General features: G+C 37.6%; 19 protein-coding genes and 1 pseudogene. 15 read left to right on the top strand and 5 right to left on the bottom strand.

All coding sequences use genetic code 11. The features are described from left to right. Window positions 1-75: 75 nt before the first annotated feature. From A1D26_RS05035 to murA, 11 genes are all read left to right on the top strand, one after another. Window positions 76-1,827, top strand: a complete 1,752-nt coding sequence (locus A1D26_RS05035; protein ID WP_157402979.1) for a penicillin-binding protein activator — start codon at window positions 76-78, stop codon at window positions 1,825-1,827. Further along, on the top strand, window positions 1,802-2,173 hold the full coding sequence (locus tag A1D26_RS05030) for a YraN family protein (RefSeq protein WP_157402978.1): 372 nt from the start codon (window positions 1,802-1,804) through the stop codon (window positions 2,171-2,173). Before A1D26_RS05035 ends, A1D26_RS05030 begins: the two co-directional genes overlap by 26 nt. A gap of 10 nt (window positions 2,174-2,183) precedes the next feature. After that, a complete protein-coding gene (locus tag A1D26_RS05025; RefSeq protein WP_157402977.1) occupies window positions 2,184-2,777 on the top strand; it encodes a D-sedoheptulose-7-phosphate isomerase in 594 nt (197 codons plus the stop codon). Between the two features lie 10 nt (window positions 2,778-2,787). Beyond that, window positions 2,788-3,378 carry a division/outer membrane stress-associated lipid-binding lipoprotein gene (gene dolP / locus A1D26_RS05020; protein WP_157402976.1) on the top strand — a complete coding sequence of 197 codons (591 nt, stop codon included), beginning with the start codon at window positions 2,788-2,790 and terminating at the stop codon, window positions 3,376-3,378. A gap of 137 nt (window positions 3,379-3,515) precedes the next feature. Next, the gene (gene mlaF / locus A1D26_RS05015) at window positions 3,516-4,316 is read left to right on the top strand and encodes a phospholipid ABC transporter ATP-binding protein MlaF (RefSeq protein WP_157402975.1); all 801 of its coding nucleotides are present in this window, start codon (window positions 3,516-3,518) and stop codon (window positions 4,314-4,316) included. After that, a complete protein-coding gene (gene mlaE / locus A1D26_RS05010) occupies window positions 4,313-5,089 on the top strand; it encodes a lipid asymmetry maintenance ABC transporter permease subunit MlaE (protein ID WP_157402974.1) in 777 nt (258 codons plus the stop codon). The genes mlaF and mlaE overlap by 4 nt, the downstream gene beginning before the upstream one ends. A 111-nt stretch (window positions 5,090-5,200) precedes the next feature. Continuing rightward, entirely contained in the window at window positions 5,201-5,707 is a 507-nt protein-coding gene (gene mlaD / locus A1D26_RS05005) for an outer membrane lipid asymmetry maintenance protein MlaD (RefSeq protein WP_157402973.1), read from the top strand. Window positions 5,708-5,807: 100 nt separating this feature from the next. Beyond that, on the top strand, window positions 5,808-6,443 hold the full coding sequence (gene mlaC, locus A1D26_RS05000) for a phospholipid-binding protein MlaC (RefSeq protein ID WP_157402972.1): 636 nt from the start codon (window positions 5,808-5,810) through the stop codon (window positions 6,441-6,443). Window positions 6,444-6,450: 7 nt separating this feature from the next. After that, window positions 6,451-6,789: an STAS domain-containing protein gene (locus A1D26_RS04995; RefSeq protein ID WP_157402971.1), complete on the top strand. Its 339-nt coding sequence runs from the start codon at window positions 6,451-6,453 to the stop codon at window positions 6,787-6,789. Continuing rightward, window positions 6,789-7,046, top strand: a complete 258-nt coding sequence (locus tag A1D26_RS04990) for a BolA family protein (RefSeq protein ID WP_157402970.1) — start codon at window positions 6,789-6,791, stop codon at window positions 7,044-7,046. The genes A1D26_RS04995 and A1D26_RS04990 overlap by 1 nt, the downstream gene beginning before the upstream one ends. A 77-nt stretch (window positions 7,047-7,123) precedes the next feature. After that, a complete protein-coding gene (murA, locus tag A1D26_RS04985) occupies window positions 7,124-8,398 on the top strand; it encodes a UDP-N-acetylglucosamine 1-carboxyvinyltransferase (protein WP_157402969.1) in 1,275 nt (424 codons plus the stop codon). A gap of 40 nt (window positions 8,399-8,438) precedes the next feature. On the opposite strand, the gene A1D26_RS04980 is transcribed toward murA, so the two are convergent. After that, on the bottom strand, window positions 8,439-8,657 hold the full coding sequence (locus tag A1D26_RS04980; RefSeq protein ID WP_157402968.1) for a YgjV family protein: 219 nt from the start codon (window positions 8,655-8,657) through the stop codon (window positions 8,439-8,441). A gap of 172 nt (window positions 8,658-8,829) precedes the next feature. Here A1D26_RS04980 and A1D26_RS04975 point away from each other — a divergent pair, with 172 nt between their 5' ends. Then, the gene (locus tag A1D26_RS04975; protein WP_157394530.1) at window positions 8,830-9,765 is read left to right on the top strand and encodes an ABC transporter permease; all 936 of its coding nucleotides are present in this window, start codon (window positions 8,830-8,832) and stop codon (window positions 9,763-9,765) included. Beyond that, on the top strand, window positions 9,766-10,563 hold the full coding sequence (locus A1D26_RS04970) for an ABC transporter ATP-binding protein (RefSeq protein WP_157402967.1): 798 nt from the start codon (window positions 9,766-9,768) through the stop codon (window positions 10,561-10,563). A 109-nt stretch (window positions 10,564-10,672) separates the two neighbouring features. On the opposite strand, the gene bioB is transcribed toward A1D26_RS04970, so the two are convergent. The 4 genes and pseudogenes from bioB to A1D26_RS04950 form a co-directional block, all read right to left on the bottom strand. After that, the gene (gene bioB / locus A1D26_RS04965; protein WP_157402966.1) at window positions 10,673-11,677 is read right to left on the bottom strand and encodes a biotin synthase BioB; all 1,005 of its coding nucleotides are present in this window, start codon (window positions 11,675-11,677) and stop codon (window positions 10,673-10,675) included. Between the two features lie 221 nt (window positions 11,678-11,898). Next, window positions 11,899-12,101 (bottom strand): annotated as a pseudogene (locus A1D26_RS04960) (hypothetical protein); the annotation flags it as partial. A 123-nt stretch (window positions 12,102-12,224) separates the two neighbouring features. Next, entirely contained in the window at window positions 12,225-12,662 is a 438-nt protein-coding gene (locus A1D26_RS04955; protein WP_157402965.1) for a DNA polymerase III subunit chi, read from the bottom strand. 308 nt (window positions 12,663-12,970) lie between these two features. Further along, entirely contained in the window at window positions 12,971-13,423 is a 453-nt protein-coding gene (locus A1D26_RS04950; RefSeq protein WP_157402964.1) for a DIP1984 family protein, read from the bottom strand. A 103-nt stretch (window positions 13,424-13,526) separates the two neighbouring features. Here A1D26_RS04950 and lysM point away from each other — a divergent pair, with 103 nt between their 5' ends. Further along, a complete protein-coding gene (gene lysM, locus A1D26_RS04945; RefSeq protein ID WP_157402963.1) occupies window positions 13,527-13,970 on the top strand; it encodes a peptidoglycan-binding protein LysM in 444 nt (147 codons plus the stop codon). Window positions 13,971-14,302: 332 nt separating this feature from the next. Beyond that, window positions 14,303-15,283: a PTS mannose transporter subunit IIAB gene (manX, locus tag A1D26_RS04940; protein WP_157402962.1), complete on the top strand. Its 981-nt coding sequence runs from the start codon at window positions 14,303-14,305 to the stop codon at window positions 15,281-15,283. Window positions 15,284-15,292: the final 9 nt, after the last annotated feature.

Here is a 15,292-nt window from a genome sequence, read left to right as displayed (position 1 = left end):
GATAAGTAAGATTCCGCGCTATATTCGTTTAATGAATACATAGCATTATTAATTTTTCCAAAATGGAGCAATAAGATGTCCACTATTTTAGTACAAACTCGCACCTTTAGCCAAAAAATGAAAATGGTTTTTGTGCCAACTGCATTAGCGCTCTTTTTATCCGCTTGTACTGGCTCTAGCCTGTTTAAAAATGAGGTAACGGAATCCTTAAAAAATGAAGCCTATGCAACATCTGAATTTTATATCAATAAGGCAGAGCAAAGTAGCAAAGAAACTCAACAAAGCTACCGCTTACTTGCAATTCGTAAATTGATTGACGAAAATAAAGTCGTTGAAGCTCAAAATACGATGGCACAAATTAATCAGCCAGAATTAAATGATATTCAACGTGTTGAATTTAATCTTCTCAATGCTCAACTTGCAGCATTACAAAAAAATAGCCAGCAAGCTACTTTACTGCTAAACCAATTACCTAAAGCACAATTGAGTTCATCGCAATTGTTACGAGTTTATCGTACACAAGCACAAATTGCAGAAAGTAATAAAGATGTCATTGAAATTGTTCGAGCAAGATCATTATTAGATAGCTATTTAGGTGATAATCGTGCTCGCCAAGAAAATAACGATAAAATTTGGGAAACGTTACGCAATGCTAATCGTGGGATGTTGGAAAAGGCAACGGCGGGAGTGGGGGAAGCTGCGGTTGCAGGTTGGTTAGCATTAGCGGTGGCTTATAACCAAAATATTGCAAATCCTACACAACTTCCACAAGCCATTGAAAGCTGGAAACAGCAATATCCAAACCACAGTGCCGCGCAATTATTGCCAACAGAATTACAAAATGTCACGTCTTTCCAACAAACACAACTAAGTGGCGTTGCTTTATTGTTACCATTAAGTGGTGATGCCAAAATTTTGGGTGATATTATCAAGCGTGGTTTTGATGATGCCAAAGGGCAAGATGCAACAGCTATTCAAGTCTATGATACGAATGGAACAACGATTTCTGATATTTTAGCCCAGGCAAAACAGCAAGGGACACAAACTATTATTGGTCCATTATTAAAAGCTCGTGTTGATGAGATGTTAGTCAGTCCAGAAATCAGCGATTTAAATGTGTTAGCATTAAATGCTACTCCAAACTCAAGAGCATTGGGTAAAGTTTGTTACTATGGCTTATCGCCAGAAGCGGAGGCTCGTTCCGCAGCTGACCGTTTTCATCAAGACCGAATTGAGAATGCGGTAGTTGTTGCTCCACAAGATGATTTTGGTCAGCGTTCAGCAGATGCTTTCGCACAACGTTGGCGACAACTGACGAACAAAGACGCTGATATTCGCTATTATCACCAACCATTAGATAGTATTAGTGCGATCCAAACTGTAGGTGCTGCACCAAATAGTGGCTTGTACTTATTAGGTAATGCAGAGCAATTAACAGAATTAAAACAAGGGCTAGATAGTTCATCATTAGCTGGAAAATTTGCGTTATATTCTTCTTCTCGCAGTAATTCACCAAATAATGGGCCAGACTTCCGTTTAACAATGGAAGGGGTAAAATTTAGTGAAATTCCATTACTTGCCGATACAGATTCTGAGTCTTATAAGAAAGCAGAAACCTTAGCAGAAAGTGATTTCTCAATGATGCGTTTATACGCAATGGGGTCAGATTCGTGGTCTATTGCCAATAAATTCAATGAGTTCCGTCAAATTCCTGGTTATAAAGTCTCGGGCTTAACTGGAGTATTAAGTGCAGGAACAAATTGCTTAATTGAACGTGAAATGACCTGGTTAAAATACCAAAATGGTTCAGTGGTTTCAGCACAATAGTCCGCGAGCTAAAGGGGCTCTGTTTGAGCAAAAAGCCCGTTCTTTTTTAGAGCAACAAGGATTATCTTTTGTTGCTCAAAACCAAGTATTTAAAGTTGGTGAACTAGATTTAATAATGAAAGATCATTCTACTTTCGTTTTTGTTGAAGTTCGCCAACGAAAAAATAGCCATTTCGGGTCGGCATTAGAAAGTATTAACTATAATAAGCAACAGAAATGGCTGAAAGCAGCCAATTTATGGTTAGCTAAACTAAATCAAAGTTTAGATACAGCAGATTGCCGTTTTGATGTTGTGGTATTTGAAGGAACTGATGAACCTATTTGGTTGAAAAATTTTTTAGGGTAATATTTGGAAAATGTTAGAAAAAATTCAAGATAGGTTTGCTGAGAGTATCCAAATTCAAATTGCGGCAGCCGATTTATTGCCCACAGTATTAAATGAAGCAGCCCAAAAAATTGTGGCTTGTTTGTTGCAAGGTGGCAAAGTTATTGTGTGTGGTGATGGGCGATCTTATCCAAATGCACAATTGTTTGTAAGTAATTTGCTGCATCGCTATGATTTACAACGCCCAAGTCTAGCGGCTCATCTTTTACATTGTGATGGTGTACTCACGGGGTATTTATCTCAAGATTCGGAGTTAGAACAAATATATCGCAAGCAGTTACAAGTGATTGCAAAACAGGGTGATATTTTTATTGCTTTTTCACCATTAGGTAATGAAAAAGCTATTTTGAATGCTATTCATTGTGCGAATAATGAAAACTTAACAATTTTAGCCTTTACTGGTAATCGTAATGATCATACACGAGGGTTATTATCCGATGATGATTTGGAAATCTCAATGCCATCAAATAATGAAATGCGAGTGATTGAAGGGCATCATTTTTGTATAAATTTATTATGTGAATTAGTAGATAGTCTACTGTTTAATCCCACTTCTCAAGTTTAAGGAGAATAGAATGTCAATGTTGATCAAAAAAGTAAGTTTAATTGCGCTTTGTTCACTTTCATTAGTTTCATTACAAGGTTGTATTACCGCCGCTGTTGTTGGGACTGCTGCGGTAGCCACTAAGGTTGCAACAGATCCTCGTTCGACAGGCCGTCAAATTGATGATGAAACCTTAGAAGAAAAGGTGGCATTTAACCTCAATAAAGATGCTCAATTACAACAAGAAGCAAGAATTAATGTGGTTGCTTATAATGGGAAAGTTTTATTGATTGGGCAAGTACCTAATGAATCGGCAAAAGAGAGTGCAAAAAGTGTTGCCGCAGGAGTTGAAGGGGTAAATGAAATTTACAATGAAATCCGCACAGGCGAAAAGATTAGTGTTGCTCAAATTGCTCAGGATAGTTGGATAACAACGAATATTAAATCAAGATTGTTGCTTAATTCTGAGGTTAAAGCAACAGAAGTTAAAGTCATTACTGAGAATGGCGAAGTCTTTTTAATGGGGCAATTATCTAATTCTCAAGCTAATGCTGCCGCTGAAGAGGCTCGTCACGTTCGTGGTGTATCAAAAGTAATAAAAGTTGTCACCTACGCAAAATAATGTATTTAAAGGCATTCTATCAGTAATTGGTTGAATGCCTGTTTTTTCATAATTTTGTCAAATTACTTAAAGCTAATTGACTTTATCTATCCCTTCATAGAAGATCCGCAACTATTTTTATAAATTAAGAAGATCCAATGCATAATGCGAAAAACTTAGTTGAAGTAAAAAATCTCACGTTTAAACGAGGGGAGAGAGTAATTTACGACAACTTAAATTTACAAGTACAAAAAGGCAAAATCACTGCGATTATGGGGCCTTCTGGGATTGGTAAAACCACTTTATTACGTCTAATTGGTGGGCAAATTTTACCTGAAGTCGGCGAAATTCTGTTTGATGGTGAAGATGTTTGCAAAGCCTCAAATAAAGAACTCTACAAAATCCGTCAAAGAATGGGAATGTTGTTTCAATCAGGAGCGTTATTTACTGATCTTTCTACCTTTGATAATGTTGCATTTCCTATTCGTGAGCATACACGCTTACCTGAAGAGCTTATCCGAAAATTAGTTCTGATGAAATTAGAAGCGGTTGGATTACGTGGTGCCGCCAATTTAATGCCATCGGAATTGTCTGGCGGTATGGCTCGGCGTGCGGCATTAGCAAGAGCGATTGCATTAGATCCTGATTTAATTATGTATGATGAACCTTTTACGGGACAAGATCCGATTAGTATGGGAGTTATCGTCAGTTTAATTAAAAAATTAAATGAAGCACTTGAATTAACTTCCATTGTTGTTTCTCACGATGTTACCGAAGTGCTAAGTATTGCCGATTATGCCTACATCATTGCGGATAAACGGATTATTGCTGAAGGTACGCCTGAAGAATTAAAAGCGAGCAAAGATCCTCAAGTCGTCCAATTTCTTGCAGGAAAAGAAGATGGCCCAGTTCGTTTCCATTACCCTGCGGAAGATTACACCAAGGAGCTTTTTCAATGATTCAATTTATCTCATCGTTGGGAGCATCCATCATTCATTTTATACGAGCATTTGGTCGATCTAGTTTTATGTTATGGGGAGCGTTAATTGGCAAACCAGAATTTCGTAAACACACTCCATTATTCATCAAGCAACTACACGTTTTAGGGGTGCAATCATTACTGATCATTATGCTATCAGGCTTATTTATCGGTATGGTTCTTGGATTACAGGGCTACGTTGTTTTAGTCGATTTTTCTGCTGAAACCAGTTTAGGTCAATTAGTTTCTCTTTCTCTATTACGCGAATTAGGTCCTGTAGTCACAGCTTTATTATTTGCAGGTCGAGCAGGATCTGCTTTGACAGCTGAAATAGGCTTAATGAAAGCGACCGAACAACTCTCAAGTCTTGAAATGATGGCAATCGATCCGCTCAGACGCGTGGTTGCTCCTCGTTTTTGGGCTGGTGTTATGGCAATGCCAATGCTAGCTGTTATCTTTACTGCAATCGGAATTTGGGGTGGTTCATTAGTTGGTGTAGATTGGAAGGGTGTTGATTCTGGTAGCTTTTGGTCTGTCATGCAAAATAGCGTAACCTTAAGTGATTTAATCAATGGCTTTATTAAAAGTGCCGTATTTGCTCTTGCTGTTGTTTGGATTGCGTTATTTAACGGATATGATGCAGTGCCAACATCAGAAGGTATTAGTCAGGCAACAACAAGAACGGTAGTTCATTCATCATTAGTTGTTTTAGGATTAGATTTTATTTTAACTGCCATAATGTTTGGTGGTTAAGAAATTATTGCCATACAGTAACATAAGAACAAATAGTTAAAATTAATTTGCAAAAAATAGGTCAAATCAGACCGCTTACGATAAGCAGCTTTCTATCAATAAGGAAAAAATATGCGTCAATCAATTAAATATGAATTTTGGGTTGGGTTATTTGTATTACTCGCACTCGGAGCATTGGTCTTTTTAGGATTAAGAGTTGCCAATGTTCAAGGATTTTCGTCAGAGAAAACTTACACTCTTTACGCAACTTTCGATAATATTGGTGGACTAAAAGTCCGTGCACCAATTAAGGTTGGTGGTGTTGTGGTTGGGCGAGTTGCTGATATTCAGTTAGATGCTCAAACTTATACCCCTAAAGTAACCTTAGCGGTAAATCAGCAATTTAATAAAATTCCTGATACCAGTTCACTTTCAATCAAAACCGCAGGTTTATTAGGTGAACAATATATTGCATTAAATGTAGGCTTTATTCTTGAAGGCGAGACAGAAATGCTCAAAGCGGGAGATACTTTTGCAGATACTAACTCTGCGATGGTTCTTGAAGATTTAATCGGTCAGTTCTTATATGGTGATAAGAAATCTGACAAAGACGATTCTGCCGAGCCAAAAGCAGAATAAGTCAGTATTTTACTTAAAAATAGTAAGATGAATGTGTCCAGCTATTTTTATTTACATAGTTAGATCGATAATATTTTTCGATCGATATTTGGAGATCAAAATGATTAAAATTGTAAAAAAATTCTTTGTTGCTAGTGTAGTAATGCTTTCAACTCTATTTTCTGGTATGGCTGTAGCTTCAACAAGTCCATATGTTTTAATGCAACAAACGGCAGATAAGCTATTTGGTGATATTAAAGCTAATCAATCAAAAATTAAGCAAGATCCAAATTACTTACGTACTATTGTTCGTAATGATTTAATGCCACATGTTCACGTTAAATACGCAGGACAATTGGTATTAGGTAAAAACTTGTCTTCAACAACAGATGCTCAAAAAGAAGCATTTTTTAACGCATTTGGCCAATTTATTGAACAGTCTTATGCACAAGTATTAACCCAATATTCAAACCAAAAAGTTGAAATTGAATCAGAGAAACCTGTTGGTGACAAAACTATCGTAAGTATTCGTGTGAATGTTTTACAATCTGGTAATGCACAACCAATTAAACTTGATTTTAAATGGCGTAAGAATAGTAAAACAGGTGAATGGCAAGCTTACGATATGGCTGCGGAAGGTGTAAGTATGGTCGCAACCAAGCAAAATGAGTGGAGCGGTATTTTACGCCAAAAAGGCATTGATGCTTTAACTGCTCAAGTGGCACAATCAGCAAAACAACCAATTACTCTTAAGTAAAGATTCTATGCAAGACAAAAATCCATTACAATGGAACATCCAACAAAATAGTGAAAGTGTGATCGTTCAATTGTTTGGTGAATTAACTCGTGACACGTTGCTACCATTATGGAAGCAACGTGCTTCTTTTTTATCACCAAAAATAAACCAGCATATCTATTGGGATTTGAAATATCTTCAACATGTAGATTCTGCTGGTTTTAGTTTATTGATTGAATTACTAAACGATTATCAAAAACAGAATTCAAACTGTATGATCAATGTGCCTGAAGTTGTTAATAATTTGGCAGAGCTATTTGATCTATCAGATTGGTTACGGTCTTTTTTATATTGTGAGAATAAATAATGGAACCAAAACAAATTGAAGAAATTTTAAAAAACACCTTAGAACTGGATGAAGTTTATGTACAAGGTGAAAATTCCCATTATGGAGTGATTGCTGTGAGTGATGTATTCGCTACCTTATCAAAGGTTAAACAGCAACAAACGATTTACGCGCCATTAACTGAATATTTTGCGACTAATGCCATTCACGCATTAACCATTAAAACATTCACAAAAGAGCAGTGGAAAAGAGAACGTTTACTCAATATGCCTAGCTAGGTGCTACATTTTACAAAAAATGACTTAAATCTCACCGCTTCTTTTATTGTGTTTTTATAAGCTATTAAGGAATCAAAATGGAAAAATTTCGTGTTCACGGTCCGTTTAATTTAAGTGGAACTGTTGAAATTTCAGGGGCGAAGAATGCTGCACTTCCTATTTTATTTGCAGCCATTTTAGCGGAAGAACCCGTTACATTAACTAATGTACCTAAACTTAAAGATGTGGATACTACTTTTAAAATTTTACGTCAGTTAGGTGTAGTTGTTGAGCGTGATGAGCAAGGTGCAGTACATTTAGACGCGAGTAAAGTTGATCACTACACAGCTCCTTACGAACTAGTTAAAACAATGCGAGCATCTATTTGGGCTTTAGCACCACTTCTTACACGTTTTCATCAAGGCCAAGTTTCTCTTCCTGGTGGTTGTACTATTGGTGCTCGCCCTGTTGATATGCATATTGCTGGTCTAGAAAAAATGGGGGCACGTATTACCTTAGATGAAGGCTATGTAAAAGCAGAAGTCAATGGTCGATTAGTCGGTGCAAGAGTACTAATGGATAAAGTCAGTGTGGGTGCTACTTTATCAGTTATGATGGCAGCAACTTTGGCAAAAGGAAAGACTATTATTGAAAATGCCGCTCGTGAGCCAGAGGTAGTTGATACAGCTGTGTTCCTTAATAAAATGGGAGCTAAAATCAGCGGTGCAGGTACGGATATGATCACAATTGAAGGAGTTGAACATTTAGCTGGTTGCCAACATCATATCGTACCAGATCGAATTGAAACTGGGACGTTCTTAGTAGCAGCCGCTATCTCTGGTGGAAGAATTACTTGTAAAGGTACTAAAGCGGATACGCTTGATGCCGTCATTGAAAAATTACGGGAAGCGGGAATGCAAGTTGATGTTACTCAAGATACTATTACCCTAGACTCTTTAGGTATCCGCCCGAAAGCGGTAAACATTCGTACTATGCCACATCCTGGATTTCCAACAGATATGCAAGCTCAGTTTACTTTATTGAATGCTGTTGCATCGGGAACGAGTAAAATTACGGAAACTATCTTTGAGAACCGCTTTATGCACATTCCTGAATTGATTAGAATGGGAGCAAAAGCAGAGATTGAAGGAAATACTGCGATTTGCTACGGGGTGGAAACACTTTCAGGTGCGGAAGTAATGGCAACCGATTTACGAGCATCCATTAGCTTAGTGCTTGCAGGCTGTATTGCGAATGGTGAAACCATTGTAGATCGGATTTACCATATTGATCGTGGTTATGAACATATTGAAGCCAAACTTCAAAAACTTGGTGCAAGAATTGAACGTTTCGATGCCCCTTTTCAAGAATAATGGCATATAGGAACAAGTAAGTTGCTAATAATTGTTGGGGCTAATCTACTTCAGCCCCTTTTAAAATGTAATAAGTATTTACACATACAACAAAAATATTTAGCCCAGCTACAGGTAATGAACCTATTACCAATCCATATATAACAAAGCAAACGCCGCCGATAGCATTGACTAAACGTAGTTTAATCACATCTTTTAATAGGAATGATCCTGCGACAAGTAGCATTGCAACATAGCCTAAAATTTCAATATAGTTCATTTTCTTTTCCTTGTTTAACAATGAGTTCATTTATTCTAATCAGAATTTTTCTTTTTGTCGGTAGCTGTTTTTAACGCAAAGGTTTGCGTCAAAAAAATTTACAAAAAAACTGTTTTTTTACGCAAAATAGCGTAGAATCACCCTATGTTTTTGTACTAGTAAAGTAGTATTAATGGATTCCTTATTACAATTTTTGAGTTTATTTTTAACTAATATTACCTGGATAGGTGCATTAGAATTAGGGCTTATTTATGCTTTAGTTGCGTTAGGTGTGCTGATCTCTTATAAAATCTTAGATTTCCCAGATTTAACTGCAGATGGTAGCTTCCCTCTTGGCGGTGGTGTTTGTGTGTTATGTATCCTTAACAACATTGATCCTTGGGTTGCAACGTTATTTGGTATGTTTGCTGGGGCGATTGCAGGAGTTATCACTGCAAGTTTGCACATTGGCTTTAAGATTGAAAAATTATTAGCCAGTATCTTAATGATGATTGCTCTCTATTCAATAAATCTACGCATAATGGGGAAACCAAACGTTTCTCTGTTAGGCGATCCAACGGTTTACGATAGTATTTTTGCTAGTGATGACTTACAACTAGCGATTGTTCGCCTACTGATTGCAATCTTCGTGGTGATTATTGCCAAATTATTATTTGATCTCTTTTTTGCTACTCAAGTCGGTTTAGCGGTACGAGCAACGGGAACAAACGCTCGAATGGCTAAAGCACAGGGGATTGCGATCAATAAAATGACTTTACTGGGAATGGCAATTTCAAATGGGCTTATTGCACTTGCAGGTAGCTTATATGTGCAAAGTAACGGTGGTTTCGATATTTCTATTGGGGTAGGGACAATTGTTATTGGGCTTGCCGCTGTGATTATTGGCGAGGCGATTTTCTCTGCTAAACGTATTATTTGGCTGACCTTTGCGGTTATTGTAGGTTCTATTTTATACCGTTTCTTTATTGCACTTGCTCTTAATAATGAAACACTGAACGGTATTGGTTTAGGTCCACAAGATCTTAACCTGATCACTGCATTATTGGTTGTTGCTGTATTAGTGATTCCTAAATTTAAACAAAAGTTTTCAATGAAGAAGGGGCAATAAATGATTGAACTACGCAACCTGTTTATTACCTTTAATAAAGGAACTGCTATTGAAAACCCTGTTTTACGAGGATTATCACTTGATGTTGCCGAGGGTGAATTTGTCTGTGTCATTGGCAGTAATGGTGCAGGTAAATCGACACTGCTAAATGCAATTAGTGGTGAATGTCGTGTTGATTCTGGCAACATTCTTATTCAAGGTAAAGACGTTAGTCAAACAACAAGTTGGCAGAGAGCAAATTTAGTTGCTCGAGTATTTCAAGATCCAATGGCTGGTACTTGCGAATCGCTCACGATTGAAGAAAATATGGCTCTAGCGTATCAACGTGGACAAAAAAGGGGATTCGGCTTTGCTTTAAATCGCCAATTGCGTGAGCATTTCCGAGAAAAACTATCATTATTAGGGCTAGGGCTAGAAAACCGTTTAACCGACCAAATGGGGCGTTTATCGGGTGGACAACGTCAGGCAGTGAGTTTACTGATGGCATCTTTACAACCTTCTAGTATCTTATTACTTGATGAACATACCGCAGCTCTTGATCCTAAAACCACCGCTTTTGTACTTGAACTGACAAATAAAATCGTTAGAGAGCAGAAACTCACCACTTTAATGGTAACTCACTCAATGCGACAAGCTCTCGATTATGGCGACCGTACAGTGATGTTACATCAAGGACAGGTGGCCTTTGATGTTTCTGGTGAAAATCGTAAACAGATGGACGTACCTGATTTACTTCGCTTATTTGAGCAAAATCGTCACGAATCATTAAGTGATGATGGGCTACTGTTGAGTGGTTAGTTACAAAAAGCTGGAAGCTGACCGCTTACATTATCAATACAAAGAGAAAAATCGCTCAGTATCTTTAGTATAAAGAAAGTAAGCGACTTTAGTATTTATGCTTGTAAAATTATGCGGCTTGATAGCTTAATGGATAGAGATCCAATTTATCCATCAATTGTCTATCGTGATCTTCTTCAGGATTTTCAGTAGTGAGAAGTTTATCACCATAGAAAATAGAGTTTGCTCCCGCCATAAAACAGAGTGCCTGCATTGCTTCAGGCATATTGCCACGTCCAGCAGATAAACGAACATAGCTTGTTGGCATAGTAATGCGAGCTACAGCAATGGTGCGAACAAATTCTGTCCAGTCAAGATCTTCCGCTTCTGCTAGTGGCGTACCTTCAACTTTAACGAGTTGGTTGATCGGAACACTTTCGGGTTGTGGGTCTAGATTGGCAAGACTTGCAATTAACCCCGCTCGTTCAGGGCGAGTTTCATTCATTCCTACAATACCACCACAACAGACTTTTAAGCCCGCATTGCGTACTTTGCCGAGCGTATCCATTCGATCATCGTGGCTACGGGTATGAATCACTTTATGGTAACGCTCAGGATCAGTGTCTAAATTATGGTTGTAGTAATCTAATCCTGCATTTTTGAGATCTTCCGCCATTCCATCTTCTAACATACCAAAAGTGCCACAAGTTTCTAAACCCAGATCTTTCACCGCTGAAATGATTTTGGAAACGGTATTGATATCTTTTGGTTTTGGTCCTCGCCACGCAGCACCCATACAAAAACGGCTTGCCCCACGAGCTTTTGCTATTTTGGCTTTTTCTAAGATCTCTTCAACATCAAGTATTGTTTGGCGTTCTAGCCCTGTATCATAGCGGGCAGATTGCGGACAATATTCACAATCTTCAGGGCAACCACCTGTTTTGATTGAGAGCAAGGTAGAAAGCTGAATTTCTTGTGGATTAAAATGCTCGCGATGCACTTGAGCTGCTTTAAAAACTAGCTCCATAAACGGCATTTCAAATAATTCTTCGACTTGGCATTTACGCCAATATTGTGCCGTTGGATGTGGTGTTAATTCACTTTTAGCTTTTAAGCGAAGATTAAAGGTCGTCATTGATTATCCTTTGAATTTACAATCTAAGTGCAATAATTAAAAAGTTCCGAGAAAGAAACGATATAATTTGTAAAGCACAGCGAAAGCAATACACTCTATGAATACTTACGAGCATCTTAACTTATTTGAACGTGAAAAAATAATAGTTTTACACATTCAGGCAAAATCAATCACTAAAATAGCCCACTTACTCAATCAACATCAATTCTAGAAGAGCAAACTTAAATTGAAAAAAACTGTTTAAAATTACAGTTGTTGTCAGATTGATTTGAGCTTAACTTTTCCACCCAAATACGTTTTCCATCAAGTAACATTGCCATCGTTGTTCTTTCACAGCACATTTTCCCTGAAGTGTCCGATAATGGTTATAATAACTTGACCATTCATTTAAATCAGCTTGCAATCTTGCTAAATCCGTATAAATTTAGAGCTAATCTACTACAGCTCTTAAAATTTAATTACTGCACTGTATATAAATTAGGCAAAAAAACTATTTACTTTAGCAAAGATGGATTAAGGGAGATTTGTATATTTATTTTATTTTTTATCACACCTGCTCCGTACTCAGCTGCCATCCGAGTTGGCGATACTGTTTGTAGCGTTCTCTTGCTAGGGCTTTTTCGTTTTCTGAAACAGGGACAAAATCAATAATATGCGTGAAACTGTTAATAAATTCAGGGAGTTGCGATTGTAATGAAATCAACACATCTCGACGTTGAGCATTACGTTTACCTTGCCACGAAATTTCAATTGGGGTGGCATAAGTTGTAGCTTCACCCGATAGATTATGGGGGACAAATTGTTCAGGGTCTCTTGCCCATAACGCTTCATCAATCGTTAAGGCTTGTTGTTCTGTTTCACAAGTGATTATAACTCTTTTGCCTGCTCGCCACGCATTAGCGGCTAAATCACAAGCTAAGGCTTCGCTTGAAAGTAGCTCTCCTGAATGTTCTTGGCTTAGAAGGTAAAATTGGACTTGTTTCACGTTTTTCCCTGTTCAAGTAAATTTATATAGACGATGAATTCTAGCGGAATAATCAACAAATGGAAAATTTAAGCGGTAAGATTTGCAAATTTTTTTACTTATCTGACCGCTTAATCCCCTTTCCCACCCTCATTTTTAAATCAATCAATACTCGGTTGTACATTTTACAGCATCACATTACCGCATAACTTGTATTGGGCTACACTGTTCATCAAAATGAAACTGCCCTTCGTTTCTGCATAAATTAGTGCTTTAATCTCAAGCAGAGAGTGTATTCGCCTTGATTTAAAAACTACCAAATTTGATAGTTAAAGCTCGTTCAACCAGTTTGCCTGCTGAATTTGGGTGTCAAGCTGACGATGTTGTTTTGCAATTTCATCGGCTTTTTGACGGGTTTGTTTCACATTCACAGCTGAGAGCATTTTTATTTCACTACGGCTGTAACGATTTTGTTCGGGAGTTGCTGTGTCAGCTAACCCGATTAACATCGAATGTGTCGCTTTGAGATGATCTCTTTCCGCCAAAGCTTCAATCATTTTAGTGCCATTTGCCAAACTTACTCGCTGATTGGCTAAATTGATTTTAACAATCAGCTCTTTTAGTTGTTCTGCGACTTGATGATACTCAACCAATAAAGTCTGTGGATCTTCACTAGGTTGCTCACCTTCTTGATATTGCGCATTTTGATGTAGGCGTTGTTGTAATTGAGCGAGGCGGCGTTGTAAATCTGCTCGCTCAATTAAGGCTTCGGCTAATTTCATTTTATTTCTCTTGTTGAACTTCTTTAAGTTGCTGTAATCTAACCGACAGATTGAGCAATTTCAATCTAAAACATCAACTTTTTATTTTTTAGAGGACTTTACAATGGGTTTATTTGATTTCGTTTCTGACATTGGTAAAAAATTATTTAACAAAGAAGAAGATGCATCAAAAGCAGTAACAGAGCATTTAGCAGAAGATAATCCGGGCGTGGAAGATGTGCAAGTAACTGTGGAAAATGGCACAGCAAAAATTAGTGGTGTAGCGTCAAGTGCCGCAGCAATTGAGAAAGCGGTATTAATGGCAGGTAATATTGCAGGGATCACTAACGTGAATATTGATGAAGTACGCATTGCAAATGGCGAGCAAGTTGCCAATGATGATGAATTTTATGTAATCCAAAAAGGCGATACTTTATGGAAAATTGCAGACAAAGCGTATGGTAATGGTGCGAAATATACGGCTATCGTTGATGCAAACAAAGAAGTGATTAAAGATGCGGATAAAATCTTCCCAGGGCAGAAAATCCGTATTCCAAAAAGTTTATAATTCTTGTGCCAATTTCTAACTCTAAGTAACCGCTTTTAAAAACAAGCGGTTATTTTTATTTAGCTTTACTATTTTTCCTTTTAATCCTTGTCTTTCATTTCATTACTCAGACACAAAAATGTAACCTTATTGTTAATTATTTTTATTTATAAAAAAATTACGAAATTAAATTGTTCTTTTATTGTACAAAATTTACATAAAAATGAGATCTTTATCTCATTTTTATGTAAATTCAGTTGTTAAAATCTGTCTTTATTCTACAATTCATTTTTTATTCGCTCTATTTGAGAATAAATTCAACATTTATTTTTATTATAAAAAGGAAAATGCAGATGAGTATTGCAATTATTATTGCAACCCACGGGGTAGCAGCAGAGCAACTTCTCAAGACGACTGAGATGTTGATCGGCGAGCAGGAAAATGTTGCGTCTATTGATTTTGTTCCAGGTGAAAATGCCGAAACAATCATCGGTAAATACCAAGCAAAGTTGGCAGGCGAATTGGCTCATTGTGATCAAGTTCTATTCTTGGTTGATACTTGGGGCGGAAGTCCGTTTAATGCAGCCAATCGTGTGGCTGATGGCAACGAGAATATGGATATTGTAACAGGTGTCAATGTGCCGATGTTAGTCGAAACCTTTATGGCTCGAGATGACAACCCAAGTTTACAAGAGTTAGTGGAAATTGCACTTGAAACTGGTCGTGGTGGTGTGCGTGCATTAAATTTTGCAGAAAAAGAGCCAGAAGTTACCGCTTCAGAACCTGTTGCACCTACTAAACCTTCAGAGCCAGCTGTAGTTACTGCTAACGGTGTGGGGCATTTAGAGATTGGTCTTGCCCGTATTGATGACCGTTTAATTCACGGTCAAGTCGCAACACGTTGGACAAAAGAGAGTAAGGTTAGTCGTATTGTGGTGGTTAATGATGATGTTGCCAAAGATTCGGTACGTTCAACAATGCTGAAAAGCGTTGCTCCACCAGGGGTAACAGCTCACGTTGTGAATGTTGAAAAGATGGTGCGTGTGTATAACAACCCTGAATATGCAGGCGAGCGTATGATGTTACTCTTCACTAACCCAACAGATGTGCTACGTTTATCTGATGCGGGTGTGGATTTCAAATCTATCAATATTGGCGGTATGGCATATAAAGATGGTAAGAAAATGATTACCAGTGCGGTAGCCGTTGATGAGAAAGATATTGAAGCATTCAAAGTATTAAATGAACGAAACATTGAGCTTGATGTGCGTAAAGTATCAAACGATAGCCGTCAATATATGATGGATTTACTCAAGAAAAATAACTTAATCTAAGGAAATCAG

Source organism: Ursidibacter maritimus (assembly GCF_009761395.1).
GTDB classification, from domain to species: domain Bacteria; phylum Pseudomonadota; class Gammaproteobacteria; order Enterobacterales; family Pasteurellaceae; genus Ursidibacter; species Ursidibacter maritimus.
The sequence above is the reverse complement of the archived record's forward strand: the minus strand, read 5'-3'. Positions and strand labels throughout refer to the sequence as shown.